The following is a 21,700-nucleotide window of genomic DNA, read 5'->3' as shown; positions in this document are numbered from 1 at the left end:
GCCATGCAGATCACCGACACCGCCGTCTCCCTGACCGTCGAGGACACCGACACCTCCGCCGCCTTCCTCCGGCGGCACTTCGGCTACACCGAGCAGATGTCCGCCGACGGCTTCGTCTCGCTCGGCCACCCGGGCGGCGGGGTCAACGTCGTCTACCTGCGGCGCGGCCTGGAGGTCCTGCCCGAGGAGCAGCGGCACCGGACCGCGGACGGGGTCGCCCTGGCCTTCGTGGTCGGAGACATCGCCGCCGAGGAGCGGCGGCTGCGCGAGGAGGGGGTCGCGATCACCCTGCCGCTGCGCGAGGAGCCGTGGGGCGAGAAGCTGTTCCAGGTCACCGACCCGAACGGGGTCGTGGTCGAGCTGGTCGAGTGGGTGAAGCGGTAGCCGTCCCCAACGCGGGGCGCCCCCGCCTAACGTCCCCAGCGCGGGGCGCCCCCGCCTGACCGTCCCCGGAACGGGGGGCGCCCCCGCCCCGGAGGACCGGGACGGGGGCGCCGAACTCACCGCGGCGAACTCGCCGCGCCGGGCGGTCAGTCCACCGTCCAGGTGTCGCCGCCCGCCAGCAGCGTCGCCAGGTCGCCGGGGCCGGTCCGGTCGACGGCGGTGGCCAGCTGGTCCGCCATCAGCTCGTCGTAGACCGGGCGCCGGACGTCCCGCAGCACGCCGATCGGCGTGTGGTGCAGGGTGTCCGCGTCGGCGATCCGGGAGAGCGCGAAGGCGGTGGCGGGGCCGGCCGCGTGGGCGTCGTGCACCACGACGTCCGCCTCGTTGCCGGCCGTGACCGGCGCCACGAACAGCTCGCCGTCCGGGCCCCGGAAGACACCGTTGCCGCCGTCCGCGCCGAAGCGGATCGGCCGTCCGTGCTCCAGCCGGATCAGCGCCTCGTCCCGGGTGCCGGCCTCCTTCAGCACCTCGAAGGCGCCGTCGTTGAAGATGTTGCAGTTCTGGTAGATCTCCACCAGCGCGGTGCCCTCGTGCTCGGCCGCCGCCCGCAGCACCGACTGGAGGTGCTGACGGTCGGAGTCGATGGTCCGGGCGACGAAGGAGGCCTCGGCGCCGATCGCCAGTGACAGCGGGTTGAACGGCGCGTCCAGCGAGCCCATCGGGGTGGACTTGGTGATCTTGCCGAGCTCACTGGTCGGTGAGTACTGACCCTTGGTGAGGCCGTAGATCCGGTTGTTGAACAGCAGGATCTTCAGATTGACGTTCCGCCGCAGGGCGTGGATCAGGTGGTTGCCGCCGATCGACAGCGCGTCGCCGTCCCCGGTCACCACCCACACGCTCAGATCCCGCCGGGAGGAGGCCAGCCCGGTCGCGATCGCCGGCGCCCGGCCGTGGATCGAGTGCACCCCGTAGGTGTTCATGTAGTACGGGAAGCGCGAGGAGCAGCCGATCCCGGAGACGAACACGGTGTTCTCGCGCTTGACGCCGAGCTCCGGCATGAAGCCCTGCACCGCCGCCAGGATCGCGTAGTCCCCGCAGCCGGGGCACCAGCGCACCTCCTGGTCGGTCTTGAAGTCCCGGGCGCTCTGCGGCGCTTCGGCCTTGGGCACCAGCCGCAGGGACGGGAAGCCACGCTCCTCGGAGCCGACGTCGCTCACGCGCCCGTCGATGCTCCGCTCGCTCCGCTCGCTCATCGCTGGTCCTCCTCGTCCAGGCTGCCGATCGCCGCCCACAGCACGTCCGCCAACTGCGCCGCCTTGAACGGCAGTCCGCGCACCTGGTTGTAGGACTCCGCGTCCACCAGGTACTTCGCCCGCAGCAGCAACGCGAGCTGCCCGAGGTTCATCTCGGGCACGATGACCTTCTCGTAACTGCGCAGCACCGCACCCAGGTTGGCCGGGAACGGGTTGAGGTTGCGCAGGTGTGCCTGGGCGACCTCGCCGCCGTCCGCGCGCACCCGGCGCACCGCCGCGGTGATCGGGCCGTACGTCGAGCCCCAGCCGAGCACCAGCACCCGGGCGTCGCCGGTCGGGTCGTCGACCTCCACCGGCCTGACCGTGATCCCGTCGACCTTGGCCTGCCGGGTGCGGACCATGAAGTCGTGGTTGGCCGGGTCGTAGGAGATGCTCCCGGTGCCGTCCTGCTTCTCGATGCCGCCGATCCGGTGCTCCAGACCGGCCGTGCCGGGCACCGCCCAGGGCCGGGCCAGGGTGTGCGGGTCCCGCAGGTACGGCCAGAAGGCGCCGTCCTCGCGGTTCGGCTCCGTCGCGAACTTCGGGTCGATCTCCGGCAGTTCACCGACCTCGGGGATCCGCCACGGCTCCGAGCCGTTCGCCAGGTAGCCGTCCGAGAGCAGAAACACCGGGGTGCGGTAGGTCACCGCGATCCGGGCCGCCTCCAGCGCCGCGTCGAAGCACTCGGCGGGCGTGGCCGGGGCCACGATCGGCACCGGCGCCTCGCCGTTGCGCCCGAACATCGCCTGCAGCAGGTCCGCCTGCTCGGTCTTGGTCGGCAGACCGGTGGACGGGCCGCCGCGCTGGATGTCCACCACCAGCAGCGGCAGCTCCAGCGACACCGCCAGGCCGATCGTCTCGGACTTCAGCGCCACGCCCGGGCCCGAGGTCGTGGTCACCCCGAGCGCCCCGCCGAAGGCCGCGCCGAGCGCCGCGCCGATGCCGGCGATCTCGTCCTCGGCCTGGAAGGTGCGCACCCCGAAGTTCTTGTGCTTGGACAGCTCGTGCAGGATGTCCGAGGCCGGGGTGATCGGGTACGAGCCCAGGTAGAGCGGCAGGCCGGAACGCTCGGCGGCGGCGATCAGCCCGTAGGACAGCGCCAGGTTGCCGGAGATGTTGCGGTAGCGCCCGGCGGGCAGCTTGGCCGGCGGCACCTCGTAGGAGACCGCGAAGGACTCGGTGGTCTCGCCGAAGTTCCAGCCCGCCCGGAAGGCGCTGATGTTCGCCTCCGCGATCTGCGGCTTCTTGGCGAACTTGCCGCGCAGGAAGGCCTCGGTGCCGTGGGTGGGCCGGTGGTACATCCAGGACAGCAGCCCCAGGGCGAACATGTTCTTCGCCCGCTCGGCGTCCTTGCGGGCCAGCCCGCTGTCCTTGAGCGCCTCCAGGGTCAGCGTGGTCAGCGGCACCTTGTGCAGGTGGAAGCCGTCCAGCGAGCCGTCGCCCAGCGGGTCCGCCGGGTAGCCGACCTTCGCCAGCGCCCGCTTGGTGAACTCGTCGGTGTTGACGATGATCTCCGCGCCGCGCGGCAGGTCCGGCAGGTTCGCCTTCAGCGCCGCCGGGTTCATCGCCACCAGCACGTTCGGGGCGTCGCCCGGGGTGAGGATGTCGTGGTCGGCGAAGTGCAGTTGGAAGGACGAGACGCCCGGCAGCGTGCCGGCGGGCGCCCGGATCTCGGCCGGGAAGTTCGGCAGCGTGGAGAGGTCGTTGCCGAACGCGGCCGTCTCCGAGGTGAACCGGTCACCGGTGAGCTGCATGCCGTCACCGGAGTCGCCGGCGAACCTGATGATCACCCGGTCGAGTCTGCGAACGGGCTTGCCACGCCCGGGCGGCGGGCTGCCCGGGGCATGCGGACCGGCGGGCCCGGCCGCTCCGGGGCGCTGCGCACCGCTGCCGGTGCGGGCCCCGTCGCCGTCCGATCCGTCCACTGCCTCTGACTGATCGACCTGACTGGTCACTGCCGCGGACCTCCTCGTGGGCACACCACCGCGAGCGCGGCCCCGTGCCCCGTCCGCCTGGTGCACCGCTCGCATCCTATGCGCGCGCACACGAGCCCGGCCGGAACTCCGGCAGGAATTTGCGCCCGCCCGCGGTTCACGCCGCACCTTCGACAACGGTCGGCCGCCGGAGATCATTCCGGGTACAAAGCAGTGCGCCGCGACGGGGCCAAGAAGGGCCCCCGGGCCGCGGGCGGGAGCGCCCGGGGAACCGTCGCGGTCAGGAGTTGAGGTAGGTGAGCACCGCCAGCACCCGGCGGTGGTCCTCCGGGCTCTGCGCCAGGCCGAGCTTGAGGAAGATGTTGCTGACGTGCTTCTCCACCGCGCCGTCGGAGACCACCAGCTGCTTGGCCACCGCCGCGTTGGTGCGCCCCTCCGCCATCAGCCCGAGCACCTCCCGCTCGCGCGGGGTGAGGTTGGCCAGGACGTCGCCCTTGCGGCTGCGGCTGAGCAACTGCTGCACCACCTCCGGGTCCAGTGCGGTGCCGCCCTCGGCGACCCGCACCACCGCGTCGGCGAACTCCCGCACCTCGGCGACCCGGTCCTTCAGCAGGTAGCCGACGCCCCGGGTGGAGCCGGCCAGCAGCTCGGAGGCGTACCGCTCCTCCACGAACTGCGACAGCACCAGCACGCCCAGCTGCGGGTAGCGCCCGCGCAGTTCCACGCAGGCGCGCAGGCCCTCGTCGGTGTGGGTCGGCGGCATCCGCACGTCCGAGACCACCACGTCCGGCAGGGCGTCGGAGGCCGCCAGGTCGTGGACGGTCTTCACCAGGGCGGCGCCGTCCCCGACCCCCGCCACGACCTCCAGGCCGCGGTCGGTGAGCAGCCGGGTCAGGCCTTCCCGCAGCAGTACGGAGTCCTCGGCGATGACGACGCGACGCATGGTGACCTTCCGGGCAGGCGTGAGCTGACGGGAGCCAGTCTCCCCCATCCCGGCGGCGCCGTGGGCCGGGATCACATCGTGCGGATGGCCACCGCGTCGCACAGGCCGTCCAGGGCCGCCTTGGCCGCGCAGTCCGGCAGCGGGGCCAGCAGCGCCCGGGCCTCCTCGGCGTGCCGCAGGGTCTCCCGGCGGGCGCGCTCCAGCGCGGGGTGGGCGCGCAGCAGGCGCAGCGCCTCGGCGTGCAGGGCGTCGTCGGAGAGGTCCTGGGTGAGCAGTTCGCGCAGCCGGGTGTCGTCCGGGTCGGCCGGGTCGGCCGGCATCTGCTGGAGCAGCAGGGTCGGCAGGGTGGCGACGCCCTCGCGCAGGTCGGTGCCGGGGGTCTTGCCGGACTCGTCGCCGTCGCTGGCGATGTCCAGCACGTCGTCGGCCAGCTGGAAGGCGATGCCGATCCGCTCGCCGAACTCGCCGAGGGTCTCCACCAGCCACGGCTCGGCGCCGGCCACCAGCGCTCCTATCCGGCAGGAGACGGCGATCAGCGATCCCGTCTTGCCCTCCAGCACGTCCAGGTAGTGCAGCAGCGGGTCCCCGTCCGGGCCGGGGCCACGGGTCTCCAGGATCTGACCGGTGACCAGCCGCTCGAAGGCCTCGGCCTGCATCCGCACCGCCTCCGGACCGAGGTCGGCCAGCACCTGCGAGGCGCGGGAGAACAGGAAGTCACCGGTGAGGATGGCCACCGAGTTGTCCCAGCGGGAGTTGGCGCTCTCCGTCCCGCGGCGCACCGGGGCCTCGTCCATCACGTCGTCGTGGTACAGCGTGGCCAGGTGGGTCAGCTCGACCACCACCGCGGCCGGCACCACGCCGGGCGCCCCCGGGTCGCCGAACTGGGCGGCGAGCAGCAGGAGCAGCGGGCGGAAGCGCTTGCCGCCGGCCTCGATCAGGTGGCTGGCGGTGACGGTGATGAAGGGGACGTCGCTCTTGACGGCCTCGGAGAGCGCCGCCTCCACCGCCTCCAGTCCGATCTGGACGTCCCGGGTCAGGTCGCGGTCCTGCACGCTGAGCCCGAAGGGTCCCACGACGGTCACGAAGACCACTCCTCTGTCCCTGGTCGATCTAGCGGCCTGGTCCCTGAGTGCCGCCGCTGGCCATACAGGCAGGGTATCCGGTCGCGAGTGGATCACTGCACGGGCGTGCGGATCCTGTCATGCCCGAGCCGGAAGGCCTGGTCAGGACCCCTTTGGGGGCGAAGCGGCGGTGGGGGCGAATTCGTCCGGGAACAAAGGCCGGAGATCGGCCCGGAACCCGGACCGATCTCCAGCCAACCGCCCGGTGACGGTCAGTACGCGAACAGCGAAGCCTTGGAGGCGAGGTCCAGGAAGTACTGCGGCAGCAGACCCAGGCCCAGCGTCACCAGCACCCCCACCCCGATCGCCGTCGCCGTGAAGGCGCTCGGGATCGCCACCGTCGGACCGCCCGGCTTCGGGTCGGAGAAGAACATCAGCACGATCACCCGGATGTAGAAGAACGCGGCCACCGCCGAGCTCAGCACACCGACGATCACCAGCGGCGTCGCGCCGCCGGCCGCCGCCGCCTGGAACACCGCGAACTTCCCGGTGAACCCGGAGGTCAGCGGGATCCCGGCGAAGGACAGCAGGAACAGCGCGAACACCGCCGCCACCAGCGGCGAACGCCGCCCCAGCCCGGCCCAGCTGGACAGGTGGGTCGCCTCGCCCTTGGAGTCCCGCACCAGGGTGACCACGGCGAAGGCGCCGAGCGTCACGAAGGAGTACGCCGCCAGGTAGAACAGCACCGAGGACAGGCCCTGCTTGTTGACGGCGATCACCCCGGTCAGGATGAACCCGGCGTGCGCGATCGAGGAGTACGCCAACAGCCGCTTGACGTCCTGCTGGGTCACCGCCAGCACCGCGCCCACCACCATGGTCAGGATCGCCACGCCCCACAGCACCGGCCGCCAGTCCAGCCGCAGCCCCGGGAAGGCCACGTAGAACAGCCGCAGGAACGCCCCGAAGGCCGCGACCTTGGTCGCCGAGGCCATGAACCCGGTCAGCGGGGTCGGCGCGCCCTGGTAGACGTCCGGCGTCCAGGAGTGGAACGGCACCGCGCCGACCTTGAACAGCAGTCCCACCGCCAGCATCGCCAGACCCATCAACAGCAGCACGTCGCTCTGGGTGCTGCTCAGCTGCGCCGGAGTGGTCATCGCCTTCCCGGAGATGACGTCCGCGATGTCGCCGAGCTTCACGCTGCCGGCGTAGCCGTACAGCAGCGCCGTGCCGAACAGGAAGAACGCCGAGGCGAAGGCGCCGAGCAGGAAGTACTTGACCGCCGCCTCCTGGGACAGCAGCCGGCGGCGCCGGGCCAGCGCGCAGAGCAGGTACAGCGGGAGGGAGAAGACCTCCAGCGCCACGAACATGGTCAGCAGGTCGTTGGCGGCCGGGAAGAGCAGCATGCCGCCGACCGCGAACATGGTCAGCGGGAACACCTCGGTGGTGGTGAAGCCGGCCCGGATCGCGGCCCGCTCCTGCTCCCCGCCCGGGGTGGCGGCCGCCTGGGCGGCGAAGGCGTCGGCGGGCTCGCCGCCGGCCTTCGGCTCCAGCCTCCGCTCGGCGTAGGTGAGCACCGTGACGACCGCGACCAGCAGGATCACGCCCTGGAGGAACAGCGCCGGGCCGTCCAGCGCGACGGACTCCATGGCCAGCAGGTCGATCCGGGGCGCGCCGTGGCCCTGCGCGGCCAGCGCCACCACGGCGGCGAAGGCGCCGACCAGCGCGACCAGGGCGAGCGAGACCTGGGTCCAGTACCGCAGCCGCCGGGGGACGAACGCCTCCACCAGGACGCCGGCCACGGCGGCGCCGAACACCACCAGCATCGGGGAGAGCTGGCCGTACTCGATGTGCGGTGCGGGAATGCTCGGGGTGTTGCCGCCGGCGGCGGCGAGCACTGCGCTGGCACTCACTTCTGCTCACCTCCTGAGGTGGCGGCGACCGGGTGGGCCGGCGCCGGGTCGGTCCGGTGGACCTGCGAGAGCGTCGCGTCCACCGAGGGGTTCACCAGGTCGGTGAGCGGCTTGGGGTAGACGCCGAGCAGGATCGTCAGCGCCACCAGCGGTGCCACCACGGCCAGTTCGCGGATCTTGAGGTCGGGCATCGAGCGCACGCCCTCCTTCACCGGGCCGGTCATGGTGCGCTGGTACAGCAGCAGCGCGTACAGCGCGGCCAGCACGATGCCCACGGTGGCGATCACGCCGATCGCCGGGTAGCGGGTGAAGGTGCCCACCAGCACCAGGAACTCGCTGACGAACGGGGCCAGGCCCGGAAGCGACAGGGTCGCCAGACTGCCGATCAGGAACGTCCCCGCGAGCACCGGGGCGACCTTCTGCACCCCGCCGTAGTCGGCGATCAGCCGCGAGCCGCGGCGGGAGATCAGGAACCCGGCCACCAGCATCCACGCGGCCGTGGAGAGGCCGTGGTTGACCATGTAGAGGGTCGCGCCGCTCTGGCCCTGGCTGGTCAGGGCGAAGATGCCCATGATGATGAAGCCGAAGTGCGAGATCGAGGCGTAGGCGACCAGCCGCTTGATGTCCTTCTGGCCGATCGCCAGCAGCGCGCCGTACACGATCCCGATCAGCGACAGCACCAGGATCGCCGGGGCGAAGGTCTTCGAGGCGTCCGGGAACAGCCCCAGGCAGAAGCGCAGCATCGCGAAGGTGCCGACCTTGTCCACCACCGCGGTGATCAGCACGGCGGTGCCGGCCGTGGCCTCGCCCATCGCGTTCGGCAGCCAAGTGTGCAGCGGCCACAGCGGGGCCTTCACCGCGAAGGCGAAGAAGAAGCCGAGGAACAGCGCGTTCTGGGCGGTGCCTGAGAGCTTCAGGCTGCCGTCGGCCACCGCGCCGGTCAGGGTCGGCAGGTCGAAGGTGCCGAGGCCCTGGTCCTGGGCGACCACGTACAGGCCGATCACCGCGGCCAGCATCACCAGACCGCCGAGCAGGTTGTACAGCAGGAACTTGACGGCCGCGTAGGAGCGCTGGCGCGCCGACTCGGGGCCGCCCGCCCGGTCGCCGAAGCCGCCGATCAGGAAGTACATCGGGATCAGCATGGCTTCGAAGAACACGTAGAACAGGAAGACGTCGGTGGCGTAGAAGGAGACGATCACCATCGCCTCCACCGCCAGGATCAGGGCGAAGAAGCCCTGGGTCCGCCGGCGCCGCTCGAAGGTGCCGGGGTCGACGGTCCCGTCCGGCGCGGCCGGGCCCGGATCGGCGTCGTGCCAGGAGGCCAGCATCACCATCGGCACCAGCACCGCCGTGAGCAGGGCGAGCACCGCGCCGATGCCGTCCACGCCGAGCGAGAAGGTGATGCCGAAGGAGCGGATCCAGCTGTACGACTCGGTCAGCTGGTAGCGGGCGCCGTGCGGGTCGAAGCGCAGCGCCACCGCGGCGGCCAGCGCCAGGGTGACGGCCGAGACGGCCAGCGCGACGGTCTTGGTGGCCCGGCGCCGGGCCTCGGTCGCCCCGGCGGGCAGGGCGGCGGTCAGCACCGCGCCGGCCGCCGGGACGGCGCAGGTGGCGGTCAGCAGGGCGCTCACGGCCGCACCCCCCGGGTGGAATGTTGGCGATGCATCAGACGGACCTCATCAGGAGAGTCGAGGCGACCAGCACCAGCGTGCCGCCGAACATGGAGAGCGCGTACGAGCGGACGAAGCCGTTCTGGACCCGCCGCAGCCGGCCGGACAGACCCCCGATGGCGGCGGCCAGGCCGTTGACGAAGCCGTCCAGGCCGCGGCTGTCGAGGAACACCAGGGTCGCGGTGAGCGCCGAACCCGGCCGCACCAGCACGGCGTGGTTGAAGTCGTCCTGCAGCAGGTCGCGGCGGGCCGCCCGGGTGAGCGGGGAACCGACCGGCGGCACCACCGGGACGGGCGAGCGCCCGTACATCACGTACGCCAGTCCCAGGCCGACCAGCATGCAGACCGTGGTCAGCCCGGTGACGGTCCAGGAGCCGAGCGGCGAGTTGCCCTCGCTGTGCCCGGTGACCGGCTCCAGCCACTTCAGGAAGGAGTCGTTGATGTCGAACAGCGCGCCCGCGAACACCGAGCCGAAGGCCAGCAGCACCATCGGGATCACCATGGTCTTCGGCGCCTCGTGCGGGTGCGGCAGGTTGCCCTCCGCGTCGGGCTGCCAGCGCTCCTCGCCGAAGAAGGTCAGCAGCATCACCCGGGTCATGTAGAACGCAGTGACCGCCGCGCCGACCAGCGTGCACAGGCCGAGGATCCAGCCCTCGGTGCCGCCCTCGGCGAAGGCCGCCTCGATGATCCGGTCCTTGGAGAAGAAGCCGGACAGGCCGGGGAAGCCGATGATGGCGAGGTAGCCGAGGCCGAAGGTGGCGAAGGTCCAGGGCATGTGCTTGCGCAGGCCGCCGTAGTGACGCATGTTCACCTCGTCGTCCATGCCGTGCATGACCGACCCGGCGCCGAGGAACAGCCCGGCCTTGAAGAAGCCGTGGGTCACCAGGTGCATGATCGCGAAGACGTAGCCGATCGGGCCCAGCCCGGCCGCCAGCACCATGTAGCCGATCTGCGACATGGTCGAGCCGGCCAGCGCCTTCTTGATGTCGTCCTTGGCGCAACCGACGATCGCACCGAACAGCAGCGTCACCGCGCCGACCACCACCACGGCGGTCCGGGCGTCCGGCGCCAGGTCGAAGATCGCCGCGGAGCGGGTGATCAGGTAGACCCCGGCGGTCACCATGGTGGCCGCGTGGATCAGCGCCGAGACCGGGGTCGGGCCCTCCATCGCGTCGCCGAGCCAGGACTGCAGCGGCACCTGCGCCGACTTGCCGCAGGCCGCCAGCAGCAGCATCAGGCCGATCGCCGTCAGCTTGCCCTCGCTCGCCTCGTGCACCGCCCCGAAGACCGGGGTGAAGGCGAAGGAGCCGAACTCCGCGAACATCAGCATGATCGCGATCGACAGCCCCATGTCACCGACCCGGTTGACGATGAAGGCCTTCTTCGCCGCCGTCGCCGCGCTCGGCTTGTGCTGCCAGAAGCCGATCAGCAGGTACGAGGCCAGGCCCACGCCCTCCCAACCGAAGTACAGCAGCAGGTAGTTGTCCGCCAGCACCAGCAGCAGCATGGCGGCCAGGAACAGGTTCAGGTACGCGAAGAAGCGGCGCCGGCGCTCGTCGTGCGCCATGTAGCCCACCGAGTACAGGTGGATCAGCGTGCCCACCCCGGTGATCAGCAGCACGAAGGTCATCGACAACTGGTCCAGCCGGAACGAGACGTCCGCCTGGAAGGCGTTCACCGACACCCAGCTGAACAGGTGCTCCGTCACCGCCCGGTGCTCGGCGTCACGGCCGAGCATGTCCGCGAAGAGCACCAGGCCGAAGCCGAACGAGAGCGCGGCGAGCGCGGTGGCCAGCCAGTGGCCGAACCGGTCCAGTGCCCGGCCGCCGAGCAGCAGCAGGGCGGCGCCGGCCAGCGGAGCCGCCACCAGCAGCGGAATGAGAGAGTTCACCGAAGGTCCTCCGCCTACAGCTTCATCAGGTTGCTGTCGTCGACCGAAGCGGAGTGCCTGGTCCGGAAGATGGACACGATGATGGCGAGGCCGACCACGACCTCGGCCGCCGCGACCACCATCGTGAAGAAGGCGATGATCTGGCCGTCCAGGGTCCCGTGCATCCGGGAGAACGTCACCAGCGCCAGGTTCGAGGCGTTCAGCATCAGCTCGACACACATGAACAGCACGATCGCGTTGCGCCGGATCAGCACTCCGGACGCCCCGATGGTGAACAACAGGGCCGACAGGTACAGGTAGTTGACCGGGTTCACTGCGCGTCCTCCTCGCCGCTCTCGTGGTTCGGCACCGGTTCCAGGGACTTGCGCGGACCGCCCACCGGGGGCCGCTCCGAGGACGGACGGCCCAGCCAGTCCGCCGTGCTGTTCTCCAGCTCCGCCATCCGCCGCAGCATCGCCTGGCTGACGTCCCGGACCTGGCCGCGCTCGCGCAGCGTCGCCATCACCGAGTCCTCGGCGACCGTGCCGTCCGGCAGCAGCGCCGGCACGTCCACCGCGTTGTGCCGCGCGTACACGCCCGGCGCCGGCAGCGGCGGCACCTGGACGTTGTCCCGCACCCGCTGCGCCGCCAGCTCGCGCTGGGTCTTCGGCGCCTTCACGTGCTCGCGGTGGGTCAGCACCATCGCGCCGATCGCCGCGGTGATCAGCAGCGCGCCGGTGACCTCGAAGGCCCACACGTACCGGGTGAAGATCAGCCGGGCCAGACCCGGCACGTTGCCCTCGGCGTTCGCCTCGGCCAGCCCGGTGAAGTGGCTCAGCCTCGCGTTGGCGATCCCGGCGATCAGCAGCACTCCGAAGCCCAGCCCGCACAGCACCGCCGCGAACCGCTGGCCCTTCAGCTGCTCCCGCAGGGAGTCCTCGCTGGTCACGCCGACCAGCATCACCACGAACAGGAACAGCATCATGATCGCGCCGGTGTAGACCACGATCTGCACCACGCCCAGGAACACCGCCCCCTGGGCCATGTAGCAGACCGCCAGCGCCAGCATGGTGGCCGCCAGGCACAGCGCGCTGTGCACGGCCTTGCGCATCAGCAGCATGCCCAGCGCGCCGCCGACCGCGATCACCGCGAGCACCCAGAACTGGACGGCCTCACCGGTGGAGGTCGTCCCGCTCGCCGCCGCCAGATGTGCGATCACGGCCGCACCTCCTTCTCCCGGTCGGTGCGCTCCTGCTGGACCGTCCCCGGCGCCGCCGCGGTGACCTCGCCCCGGTAGTAGGCGCCCTCGTCGGTGCCCGGGAAGATCGCGTGCGGGGTGTCGACCATGCCCTCGGACAGGCCCACCAGCAGCTGCTCCTTGGTGAAGATCAGGTCCTTGCGGGAGGAGTCGGCCAGCTCGTACTCGTTGGTCATGGTCAGCGCCCTGGTCGGGCAGGCCTCGATGCACAGCCCGCACAGGATGCAGCGGGCGTAGTTGATCTGGTACACCGCGCCGTAGCGCTCACCCGGGGAGTAGCGCTCCTCGTCCCGGTTGTCGGCGCCCTCCACGTAGATCGCGTCGGCCGGGCAGGCCCAGGCGCACAGCTCGCAGCCGACGCACTTCTCCAGGCCGTCGGGATGCCGGTTCAGCTGATGGCGGCCGTGGAAGCGCGGAGCGGTCGGCTTCTTCTGCTCCGGGTACTGCTCGGTGAGCCGCTTCTTGAACATGGCCTTGAAGGTCACGCCGAAACCGGCGGCCGGGCCGAGGATCGACGGCCGGTCGGCCCGCTCGGGCCGGCCCGTCTGGTCGGACGACATCGCGGATCAGCTCCCTTCGGAATGGTCGGCCCCGTTGAGGGCGTCCTGGAGTTGCTTCGGGGCACGGCCGGGACGGCGCGGCACCGGCGGGAGCACCTGGCCGGGCAGCGGCGGCACCGGGTACCCGCCCGCCATCGGGTCGAACTCGCCCCTGGCCGGACCGTCCCCGGGCGCCTCGGCCTCCACGGGCTGCTTGCGCAGGAAGTCCCGCACCAGCGCCAGCAGCAGGACCGCGCCCACCGGCGCGCCCACGTACAGCACCACCTGGCCGAAGCCGTACCCCTCGTTGCGCAGCGCCCGCACGCTCGCGATCAGCACCAGCCACACCAGCGAGACCGGGATCAGCACCTTCCAGCCCAGCTTCATGAACTGGTCGTAGCGGAACCGGGGCAGCGTGCCGCGCAGCCAGATGAAGAAGAACAGCAGCAGCTGGATCTTCAGCGTGATCCACAGCATCGGCCACCAGCCGTGGTTGGCGCCCGCCCAGAACGCCGAGACCGGCCACGGGGCCCGCCAGCCGCCCAGGAACAGGGTCGAGGCCACCGCCGAGACCGTCACCATGTTCACGTACTCGGCCAGCATGAACATCGCGAACTTCAGCGAGGAGTACTCGGTGTTGAAACCGCCCACCAGCTCGCCCTCGGCCTCCGGGAGGTCGAACGGCGCCCGGTTGGTCTCGCCCACCATCGCGATGACGTACACGATGAACGACACCGGCAGCAGCGCCGCGAACCAGGTCGGCTGCTGGTGCGCCACGATCTCCGAGGTCGACATCGAACCCGAGTAGATGAACACCGCCGCGAAGGACAGGCCCATCGCGATCTCGTAGCTGATCATCTGCGCCGAGGAGCGCAGCCCGCCCAGCAGCGGGTACGTCGAACCCGAGGACCAACCCGCCAGCACGATCCCGTAGATGCCCACCGAGGCCGTCGCCAGCACGTACAGCAGCGCCACCGGGAAGTCGGTCAGCTGCAGCGGCGTCCGGGTGCCGAAGACCGACACCTCGTTGCCGGGCGGACCGAACGGGATCACCGCGAAGGCCATGAACGCCGGGATGGCGCAGACGATCGGGGCCAGGACGTAGACCACCTTGTCCGAGCCCTTGACCACCAGGTCTTCCTTCAGCGCCAGCTTCACGCCGTCCGCCAGCGACTGCAGCAGGCCCCACGGGCCGTGCCGGTTCGGCCCGATGCGCAACTGCATCCAGGCCACCACCTTGCGCTCCCAGACGATCGCGACCAGCACCGTCAGCACCAGGAACGCGAAGCAGAACACCGCCTTCAGCAGCACCAGCCACCACGGGTCCTGGCCGAAGAAGTGGAGCGTCTCGTACGGCTGCGAAGTCATCGGACCTCCCCTTCCCGGGGCTCGGAACCGGCCTCGTCGCCGGTGCCGGTGCCCTGGCCGCTGCCGGTGCCGGCCACGGCCACGGCCACGGCCACGGCCTGATCGAGTTCGGCCGCGGCGATCGTCACCAGGTGGCCGACAGTGGTGCCGAGCGCGCGGTGGGCACCGCCCGGCGTGGAGTTGAGCGGGATCCAGACCGTGCGGTCCGGCACCGACTCGGTGATCTCCAGCGGCAGCACCAGCGAACCGGCCGGGCCGGTCAGCCGCAGCGCGCCGACCGCCCGCGCACCGGCCTCCACCGCACCGGCCTCCCGGGCACCGACCTCCTCGGCGGTGGTCGGCGAGATCCGGGCGACCGCCCGGTGCCGGGTGCCCGCCAGGTGCGGATCACCCTGCTGGAGCGAGCCCTCGTCCAGCAACAGGCGCCAACCCGCCAGCACCGCCTGGCCGGTGGCCGGCCGCGGCAGCACCGCCGGGTGTGCCGCGGGAGCGGCCGCCCGGTCGCCCCGCCACGGCTCGAAGCGGTCCAGCTCCAGCCGGGCCGCCCGTACGTCCGCCAGGCCCAGCCGGTGGCCCAGCGCGTCCGCCAGCATCGTCAGCACCCGCAGGTCGGACTGGAGGTGGCGGCCCATCTGCTGGTCCGGCTTCAGCGCGGCCTCGAACATCCGCACCCGGCCCTCCCAGTCCAGGAAGGTGCCCGCCTTCTCCGCCACCGCCGCCACCGGCAGCACCACGTCGGCCCGCTCGGTCACCGCCGACGGCCGCAGCTCCAGCGACACCACGAACGCCGCCGCCAAGGCCTCCGCGGCCAGCGCCGGATCCGGCAGGTCGCCCGGATCCACCCCGCCGACCAGCAGCGCATCCAGGTCGCCCTGCACGGCCGCGGTCAGGATCTGACCGGTGTCCCGCCCCGGACGCGAGGGCAGCTCCGCCACCCCCCACACCGCGGCCGCCTCCGCCCGGGCCGCCGCCGCGGCCACCGGACGCCCGCCCGGCAGCAGGCCCGGCAGCGCACCCGCCTCCACCGCCCCGCGCTCGCCCGCCCGGCGCGGCACCCAGGCCAGCTCGGCCCCGGTCGCGTGCGCCAGCCGCAGCACCGCCGTCAGCGCACCCGGCACCGACGCCAGCCGCTCACCCGCCAGGATCACCGCACCCGGCCGGCGCAGCAGCTCCGCCGCCCGGCCCGCGTCGTCGTTCAACGGCTCGCCGGCGGCCAGCGCCGCGAACCACTCCGGCTCGGTGCCCGGAGCCGCCGGCAGCAGCGCACCGCGCAGCTTCGCCAGCCCCCGGGAGGCGAACGCCGCCACCGAGAACACCTTCAGGCCCCCCGCCCGGCTCGCCTTCCGCAGCCGCAGGAAGACGATCGGCGACTCCTCCTCCGGCTCGAAACCCGCCAGCAGCACCACCGGGGCCTGCTCCAGCCGCTCGTAGCCCACCCCGGTGCCGTCCACGTCCACCCCGCGCCCGGCGACCGCCGCGGCCAGGAAGTCCGCCTCCTCACCGCTGTGCGGGCGGGCCCGGAAGTCCACGTCGTTGGTGCCCAGCACCACCCGGGCGAACTTCGCGTACGCGTACGCGTCCTCCACCGTCACCCGGCCGCCCGCCAGCACACCCGTACGGGCCCCGCGCAGCCCCTCCGCCGCCCGGGCCAGCGCCTCCGGCCAGGACACCGGCACCAGCTCGCCGTCCACCCGCACCAGCGGAGTGGTCAGCCGGTCGCGCTGCTGGGCGTAGCGGAAGGCGAACCGGCCCTTGTCGCAGTTCCACTCCTCGTTCACCGCCGGGTCCTCGCCCGCCAGCCGGCGCAGCACCTTGCCCCGCCGGTGGTCGGTGCGCTGGGCGCAGCCCGACGAGCAGTGCTCGCACACGCTCGGCGAGGAGGTCAGGTCGAAGGGGCGCGAGCGGAAACGATAAGCCGCCGATGTCAGGGCGCCCACCGGGCAGATCTGGATGGTGTTCCCGGAGAAGTACGACTCGAAGTCGTCCCCCTCACCCGTACCCACCTGCTGCAGCGCCCCGCGCTCCACCAGGTCGATGAACGGGTCACCGGCGATCTGCTGGGAGAACCGGGTGCAGCGCGCGCACAGCACGCAGCGCTCCCGGTCCAGCAGCACCTGGCTGCTGATCGGCACCGGCTTCTCGTAGGTGCGCTTCATCCCCTCGAAGCGGGAGTCCGCGTCGCCGGTGGACATCGCCTGGTTCTGCAGCGGGCACTCACCGCCCTTGTCGCAGACCGGGCAGTCCAGCGGGTGGTTGATCAGCAGCAGCTCCATCACGCCGCGCTGCGCCTTCTCGGCCACCGGCGAACTCAGCTGGGTGCGCACCACCATGCCCTCGGCGACCGGGATCGTGCAGGAGGCCACCGGCTTGCGCTGGCCCTCGATCTCCACGATGCACTGCCGGCAGGCGCCGGCCGGGTCCAGCAGCGGGTGGTCGCAGAAGCGCGGGATCTGGGTGCCGATGGTCTCGGCGGCCCGGATCACCAAGGTGCCCTTGGGGACCTTCACTTCGACGCCGTCGATGGTGAGCGTGACCAGTTCGACCGCGGTGTCGTTCCCGGAGGCGGTCGGCTCGGTGATCGTCACGCGTGCACCTCCCTTTCGGTGGCGGACTGGTGGCCGGGGCGGGGGCCGTCGGCCCAGACGGTGGAGGCGGCCGGGTCGAACGGGCAGCGGCGCTCGGCCAGGTGCTGCTCGTACTCGGCCCGGAAGTACTTGAGCGAGGAGACGATCGGGCTGGCCGCGCCGTCGCCCAGCGCGCAGAAGGACTTGCCGTTGATGTTGTCGGCGATGTCGAGGAGCTTCTCCAGGTCGCCCTCGACGCCCTCGCCCGCCTCGATCCGCTTCAGCAGCTGGACCAGCCAGTAGGTGCCCTCCCGGCAGGGGGTGCACTTGCCGCAGGACTCGTGGGCGTAGAACTCGGTCCAGCGGGTGACCGCCCGCACCACACAGGTGGTCTCGTCGAAGACCTGCAGCGCCTTGGTGCCGAGCATCGAGCCGGCCGCGCCGACGCCCTCGTAGTCCAGCGGGACGTCGAGGTGCTCGTCGGTGAACATCGGGGTGGAGGAGCCGCCCGGGGTCCAGAACTTCAGCCGGTGGCCGGCCCGGACGCCGCCGCTGAGGTCCAGCAGCTGGCGCAGGGTGATCCCGAGCGGTGCCTCGTACTGGCCCGGGTTGGTGACGTGGCCGGAGAGCGAGTACAGCGTGAAGCCCGGGGACTTCTCGGTGCCCAGGCCCTTGAACCACTCCTTGCCCCGGGCCAGGATCGCCGGCACCGAGGCGATCGACTCGACGTTGTTGACCACCGTCGGGCAGGCGTACAGGCCGGCGATCGCCGGGAACGGCGGCCGCAGCCTCGGCTGGCCGCGCCGGCCCTCCAGCGAGTCCAGCAGCGCCGTCTCCTCGCCGCAGATGTACGCGCCGGCGCCGGCGTGCACGGTGATGTCGAGGTTCACGCCGGAGCCGAGGATGTCGCGGCCCAGCAGCCCGGCCTCGTACGCCTCGGCGACGGCCGCGTGCAGGCGGCGCAGCACCGGGACGACCTCGCCGCGCAGGTAGATGAAGGCGTGGTCGCAGCGGATCGCGTAGGAGGCGATCACCATGCCCTCGATCAGCGAGTGCGGGTTGGCGAACAGCAGCGGGATGTCCTTGCAGGTGCCCGGCTCGGACTCGTCGGCGTTGACCACCAGGTAGTGCGGCTTGCCGTCGTTCTGCGGGATGAACTGCCACTTCATCCCGGTGGGGAAGCCCGCGCCGCCGCGGCCGCGCAGGCCGGAGTCCTTGACCAAGGCGATCACGTCGTCCGGGGGCATGGCGAGGGCCGCCTTGAGGCCCTCGTAGCCGTGGTGGCGGCGGTAGGTGGCCAGGGTCCACGGGCGGCTGTCGTCCCAGGGGTCGGACAGGACGGGGGTGAGCAGCTTCTCGGCCGGCTCGGCGGAGGTCATCACGCTTCGGTCCCTTCCTGGCCGTCGGCCTTGCCGTTCTTGCCCGGCTCCTCGTGGCGGGGCTCGTGGTTGAGCTCCTCGTGACGGGGCTCGTGGTTGAGCTCCTCGTGACGGGGCTCGTGGTTGAGCTCCTCGTGACGGGGCTCGTGGTTGAGCTCCTCGTGACGGGGAGCCTCGTGGCGGGGGGAGACGACCTTGGCGCCCGGGGTGCCGGGCAGGGCCTCACCGCGCGCCAGCCGCAGGCCCGCCAGCGAGGGGGCGCCGCCGGCGCCGGACTCGTCGTTGGCGCCGGGGCGCTCGTCGGGGAAGCCGGCCAGGATCCGGGCGGTCTCCTTGAAGCCGCACAGCCGGGCGCCGCGGGTCGGCCGCACCTCGCGGCCGGCCCGCAGGTCATCCACCAGCTGCCGGGCGCTCTCCGGCGTCTGGTCGTCGAAGAACTCCCAGTTGACCATCACCACGGGGGCGTAGTCGCAGGCGGCGTTGCACTCGATGTGCTCGATCGAGATCCCGCCGTCCTCGGTGGTCTCGTTGTTGCCGATCCCCAGGTACTGCTGGAGCTCGGCGAAGATCTGGTCTCCGCCGAGCACCGCGCACAGCGTGTTGGTGCAGACCCCGACGTGGTACTTCCCGGCCGGGCGCCGCCGGTACATCGTGTAGAAGGTGGCGACGGCGGTGACCTCGGCGGTGGTGAGGCCCAACTGCTCGGCGCAGAAGCGGATCCCGGTCGGGCTGACGAAGCCCTCCTCGGCCTGCACCAGGTGCAGCAGCGGCAGCAGCGCCGAACGGGCCTGGGGGTAGCGGCCGATCAGCTCGGCGGCGTCGGCGGCCAGCCGGGCGCGCACCTCCTCGGGGTAGGGCGGGGCCGGCAGCGCCGGCAGTCCGAGTTCGACGTTGGTCACCGGTCCACGCCTCCCATCACCGGGTCGATCCCGGCCACCGCGACGATCACGTCGGCCACCTGGCCGCCCTCGCACATCGCCGCCATCGTCTGCAGATTGGTGAACGACGGATCCCGGAAGTGGACCCGGTACGGGCGCGTCCCGCCGTCGCTGACCACGTGCACGCCCAGCTCGCCCTTGGGCGACTCGATCGCCGCGTACGCCTGGCCGACCGGGACCCGGAAGCCCTCGGTGACCAGCTTGAAGTGGTGGATCAGGGCCTCCATCGAGGTGCCCATGATCTTGCGGATGTGGTCGAGCGAGTTGCCCAGGCCGTCCGGCCCGACGGCCAGTTGGGCGGGCCAGGCGATCTTCTTGTCGGCCACCATGACCGGGCCCGGGCGCAGCCGGTCCAGGCACTGCTCGACGATCCGCAGCGACTGCTTCATCTCCTCCAGACGGATCAGGAAGCGGCCGTAGGAGTCGGCGGTGTCCGCGGTGGCGACCTCGAAGTCGTAGTCCTGGTAGCCGCAGTACGGGTCGGTCTTGCGCAGGTCGTGCGGCAGGCCGGTGGCACGCAGGATCGGGCCGGTGGCGCCGAGGGCCAGGCAGCCGGCCAGGTCCAGGAAGCCGACGTCGACCAGGCGCGCCTTGAACACCGGGTTGGCGGTGGCCAGCTTGTCGTACTCGTGCATCCGGGAGCGGAAGGTGCGGACCGCCTCGCGGATCTGGTCCACCGCGCCCGGGGGCAGGTCCTGGGCCAGGCCGCCGGGGCGCACGTACGCGTGGTTCATGCGCAGGCCGGTGACCAGCTCGAAGACGTCCAGGATCAGTTCGCGGTCCCGGAAGCCGTAGATCATCAGGGTGGTGGAGCCGATCTCCATGCCGCCGGTGGCCAGGCAGACCAGGTGCGAGGCGATCCGGTTGAGCTCCATCATCATCACCCGGATGACGTTGGCCCGCTCCGGGACGTCCTCGGTGATGCCGAGCAGCTTCTCGACCGCCAGGCAGTAGGCGGTCTCGTTGAACAGCGGGGTCAGGTAGTCCATGCGGGTCACGAAGGTGGTGCCCTGGACCCAGCTGCGGAACTCCATGTTCTTCTCGATGCCGGTGTGGAGGTAGCCGATGCCGCAGCGGGCCTCCTTCACCGTCTCGCCGTCGATCTCCAGGATCAGCCGCAGCACGCCGTGGGTGGACGGGTGCTGGGGGCCCATGTTGACGATGATGCGTTCGTCGTCGGCCCGGCCGACCGCCTCCACCACCTCGCCCCAGTCGCCGCCGGTGACGGTGAAGACCCGGCCCTCGGTGGTCTCGCGGGCGTCTGCTTCCTCGTAGTGCTGAGTACTCATCAGCTGTACGACCTCCGCTGGTCGGGTGCCGGGATCTGGGCGCCCTTGTACTCGACGGGGATGCCGCCGAGCGGGTAGTCCTTGCGCTGCGGGTGGCCCAGCCAGTCGTCCGGCATCATGATCCGGGTGAGCGCCGGGTGGCCGTCGAAGACCAGGCCGAAGAAGTCGTAGACCTCGCGCTCGTGCCAGTCGTTGGTCGGGTAGACGCTGACCACGGAGGGGATGTGCGGGTCGGCGTCCGGCGCGGTGACCTCCAGCCGGATCAGCCGGCCGTGGGTGATCGAGCGCAGGTGGTAGACCGCGTGCAGCTCGCGGCCCTTGTCGCCGGGGTAGTGCACCCCGCTGACGCCCAGGCACAGTTCGAAGCGCAGCGCCGGGTCGTCGCGCAGGGTGCGCACGGCCTTCAGGAGGTGGACGCGGTCGAGGTGGAAGGTCAGCTCGCCGCGGTCGACCACGGTCTTGTCGATCACCTCGGCCGGGTCCAGGCCCTGCTCCTCCAGGGCGCCCTCGAACTCGTCGGCCACCTCGTCGAACCAGCCGCCGTACGGGCGTTCGCTCGGACCGGGCAGCACGATCGGGGCGGTCAGGCCGCCGAAGCCGGAGGTGTCGCCGCTGCCCCGGGTGCCGAACATGCCCTGGCGCCGGCCGACCACCTCGACGGGGATCTCGCGCACCGGCTGCTCGCGGCGGGTCTCGGGTACCTGCTCGTTCATCGCAGCTGCCCCCGCATCTCGCTGACCGGGGTGGCCTTGAGGGCCAGGGCCTCGCCGAGTTCCTCGGCGCGGCGCCGGTTCACGCCCAGCGGCTCGTGCTGGATCTTGTCGTGCAGCTTCAGGATGGCGTCCATCAGCATCTCCGGGCGGGGCGGGCAACCGGGCAGGTAGATGTCCACCGGGACGATGTGGTCGACGCCCTGGACGATCGCGTAGTTGTTGAACATCCCGCCGGAGGAGGCGCAGACGCCCATCGAGATGACCCACTTCGGGTTGGCCATCTGGTCGTACACCTGGCGCAGCACCGGGGCCATCTTCTGACTCACCCGGCCCGCCACGATCATCAGATCGGCCTGCCGGGGGGAGCCCCGGAAGACCTCCATGCCGAACCGGGCCAGGTCGTAGCGGCCGGCGCCGGTGGTCATCATCTCGATCGCGCAGCAGGCCAGACCGAAGGTGGCCGGGAAGAGTGACGCCTTGCGCACCCAGCCGGCGGCCGTCTCCACGGTCGTGAGCAGAAAGCCGCTCGGCAGCTTCTCCTCGATTCCCATCAGATCCCTCTCAATGCCCTCAAGTCCTCTGGTACGT

Annotated in this window: 18 protein-coding genes; 1 reads left to right on the top strand and 17 read right to left on the bottom strand. The window is 71.6% G+C overall.

The window, feature by feature from the left end; genetic code table 11:
• Nucleotides 1-3: 3 nt before the first annotated feature.
• A complete protein-coding gene (locus ACIRVF_RS00735) occupies nt 4-384 on the top strand; it encodes a VOC family protein (protein ID WP_402811777.1) in 381 nt (126 codons plus the stop codon).
• A gap of 146 nt (nt 385-530) precedes the next feature.
• On the opposite strand, the gene ACIRVF_RS00730 is transcribed toward ACIRVF_RS00735, so the two are convergent.
• The 17 genes from ACIRVF_RS00730 to ACIRVF_RS00650 all read right to left on the bottom strand — a co-directional run bounded on the left by ACIRVF_RS00730 (nt 531) and on the right by ACIRVF_RS00650 (nt 21,663).
• Nucleotides 531-1,637, bottom strand: coding sequence for a 2-oxoacid:ferredoxin oxidoreductase subunit beta (locus ACIRVF_RS00730; RefSeq protein ID WP_402811774.1), 1,107 nt, complete (start codon nt 1,635-1,637; stop codon nt 531-533).
• A complete protein-coding gene (locus ACIRVF_RS00725) occupies nt 1,634-3,631 on the bottom strand; it encodes a 2-oxoacid:acceptor oxidoreductase subunit alpha (protein WP_402811771.1) in 1,998 nt (665 codons plus the stop codon). Before ACIRVF_RS00725 ends, ACIRVF_RS00730 begins: the two co-directional genes overlap by 4 nt.
• A 259-nt stretch (nt 3,632-3,890) precedes the next feature.
• The gene (locus ACIRVF_RS00720; RefSeq protein ID WP_380411650.1) at nt 3,891-4,553 is read right to left on the bottom strand and encodes a response regulator; all 663 of its coding nucleotides are present in this window, start codon (nt 4,551-4,553) and stop codon (nt 3,891-3,893) included.
• A 71-nt stretch (nt 4,554-4,624) separates the two neighbouring features.
• Complete coding sequence (locus tag ACIRVF_RS00715) at nt 4,625-5,635, bottom strand: polyprenyl synthetase family protein (protein ID WP_402811769.1); 1,011 nt, start codon at nt 5,633-5,635, stop codon at nt 4,625-4,627.
• 251 nt (nt 5,636-5,886) lie between these two features.
• Nucleotides 5,887-7,524 (bottom strand): NADH-quinone oxidoreductase subunit NuoN, encoded by a 1,638-nt coding sequence (gene nuoN / locus ACIRVF_RS00710; protein WP_402811767.1) that lies wholly within the window; start codon nt 7,522-7,524, stop codon nt 5,887-5,889.
• Nucleotides 7,521-9,155, bottom strand: a complete 1,635-nt coding sequence (locus tag ACIRVF_RS00705; RefSeq protein ID WP_402811765.1) for an NADH-quinone oxidoreductase subunit M — start codon at nt 9,153-9,155, stop codon at nt 7,521-7,523. Before ACIRVF_RS00705 ends, nuoN begins: the two co-directional genes overlap by 4 nt.
• Before the next feature lie 34 nt (nt 9,156-9,189).
• Complete coding sequence (gene nuoL, locus ACIRVF_RS00700) at nt 9,190-11,085, bottom strand: NADH-quinone oxidoreductase subunit L (protein WP_402811763.1); 1,896 nt, start codon at nt 11,083-11,085, stop codon at nt 9,190-9,192.
• Nucleotides 11,086-11,099: 14 nt separating this feature from the next.
• Entirely contained in the window at nt 11,100-11,399 is a 300-nt protein-coding gene (nuoK, locus tag ACIRVF_RS00695; protein ID WP_030235394.1) for an NADH-quinone oxidoreductase subunit NuoK, read from the bottom strand.
• Nucleotides 11,396-12,280, bottom strand: a complete 885-nt coding sequence (locus tag ACIRVF_RS00690) for an NADH-quinone oxidoreductase subunit J (protein ID WP_402812922.1) — start codon at nt 12,278-12,280, stop codon at nt 11,396-11,398. The genes nuoK and ACIRVF_RS00690 overlap by 4 nt, the downstream gene beginning before the upstream one ends.
• On the bottom strand, nt 12,280-12,882 hold the full coding sequence (nuoI, locus tag ACIRVF_RS00685) for an NADH-quinone oxidoreductase subunit NuoI (protein ID WP_402811760.1): 603 nt from the start codon (nt 12,880-12,882) through the stop codon (nt 12,280-12,282). The genes ACIRVF_RS00690 and nuoI overlap by 1 nt, the downstream gene beginning before the upstream one ends.
• Nucleotides 12,883-12,888: 6 nt before the next feature.
• Nucleotides 12,889-14,229 carry an NADH-quinone oxidoreductase subunit NuoH gene (gene nuoH / locus ACIRVF_RS00680; RefSeq protein ID WP_402811757.1) on the bottom strand — a complete coding sequence of 447 codons (1,341 nt, stop codon included), beginning with the start codon at nt 14,227-14,229 and terminating at the stop codon, nt 12,889-12,891.
• Nucleotides 14,226-16,814, bottom strand: coding sequence for an NADH-quinone oxidoreductase subunit G (locus ACIRVF_RS00675; RefSeq protein ID WP_402811755.1), 2,589 nt, complete (start codon nt 16,812-16,814; stop codon nt 14,226-14,228). The genes nuoH and ACIRVF_RS00675 overlap by 4 nt, the downstream gene beginning before the upstream one ends.
• A complete protein-coding gene (gene nuoF, locus ACIRVF_RS00670) occupies nt 16,811-18,172 on the bottom strand; it encodes an NADH-quinone oxidoreductase subunit NuoF (protein ID WP_402811752.1) in 1,362 nt (453 codons plus the stop codon). Before nuoF ends, ACIRVF_RS00675 begins: the two co-directional genes overlap by 4 nt.
• Nucleotides 18,172-19,071 (bottom strand): NADH-quinone oxidoreductase subunit NuoE, encoded by a 900-nt coding sequence (nuoE, locus tag ACIRVF_RS00665; protein WP_402811749.1) that lies wholly within the window; start codon nt 19,069-19,071, stop codon nt 18,172-18,174. Before nuoE ends, nuoF begins: the two co-directional genes overlap by 1 nt.
• Nucleotides 19,068-20,399 (bottom strand): NADH-quinone oxidoreductase subunit D, encoded by a 1,332-nt coding sequence (locus ACIRVF_RS00660; protein WP_402811747.1) that lies wholly within the window; start codon nt 20,397-20,399, stop codon nt 19,068-19,070. The genes nuoE and ACIRVF_RS00660 overlap by 4 nt, the downstream gene beginning before the upstream one ends.
• Entirely contained in the window at nt 20,399-21,112 is a 714-nt protein-coding gene (locus tag ACIRVF_RS00655) for an NADH-quinone oxidoreductase subunit C (protein WP_402811744.1), read from the bottom strand. Before ACIRVF_RS00655 ends, ACIRVF_RS00660 begins: the two co-directional genes overlap by 1 nt.
• Nucleotides 21,109-21,663: an NADH-quinone oxidoreductase subunit B family protein gene (locus tag ACIRVF_RS00650; RefSeq protein ID WP_030286559.1), complete on the bottom strand. Its 555-nt coding sequence runs from the start codon at nt 21,661-21,663 to the stop codon at nt 21,109-21,111. Before ACIRVF_RS00650 ends, ACIRVF_RS00655 begins: the two co-directional genes overlap by 4 nt.
• Nucleotides 21,664-21,700: the final 37 nt, after the last annotated feature.

Source organism: Kitasatospora sp. NPDC101157, assembly GCF_044768255.1.
GTDB lineage: Bacteria > Actinomycetota > Actinomycetes > Streptomycetales > Streptomycetaceae > Kitasatospora.
Note: the sequence above shows the minus strand (reverse complement) of the source record. Positions and strands in the feature narration are given on the sequence as shown.

Excerpts from the sequence above, each read along its gene's own strand:
- ACIRVF_RS00735 (WP_402811777.1), top strand. The coding sequence starts at position 4 with ATGCAGATCACCGACACCGCCGTCTCCCTGACCGTCGAGGACACCGAC.
- ACIRVF_RS00730 (WP_402811774.1), bottom strand. The coding sequence starts at position 1,637 with ATGAGCGAGCGGAGCGAGCGGAGCATCGACGGGCGCGTGAGCGACGTC.
- ACIRVF_RS00720 (WP_380411650.1), bottom strand. The coding sequence starts at position 4,553 with ATGCGTCGCGTCGTCATCGCCGAGGACTCCGTACTGCTGCGGGAAGGC.
- nuoI (WP_402811760.1), bottom strand. The coding sequence starts at position 12,882 with ATGTCGTCCGACCAGACGGGCCGGCCCGAGCGGGCCGACCGGCCGTCG.
- nuoH (WP_402811757.1), bottom strand. The coding sequence starts at position 14,229 with ATGACTTCGCAGCCGTACGAGACGCTCCACTTCTTCGGCCAGGACCCG.
- nuoF (WP_402811752.1), bottom strand. The coding sequence starts at position 18,172 with ATGACCTCCGCCGAGCCGGCCGAGAAGCTGCTCACCCCCGTCCTGTCC.
- ACIRVF_RS00660 (WP_402811747.1), bottom strand. The coding sequence starts at position 20,399 with ATGAGTACTCAGCACTACGAGGAAGCAGACGCCCGCGAGACCACCGAG.
- ACIRVF_RS00655 (WP_402811744.1), bottom strand. The coding sequence starts at position 21,112 with ATGAACGAGCAGGTACCCGAGACCCGCCGCGAGCAGCCGGTGCGCGAG.
- ACIRVF_RS00650 (WP_030286559.1), bottom strand. The coding sequence starts at position 21,663 with ATGGGAATCGAGGAGAAGCTGCCGAGCGGCTTTCTGCTCACGACCGTG.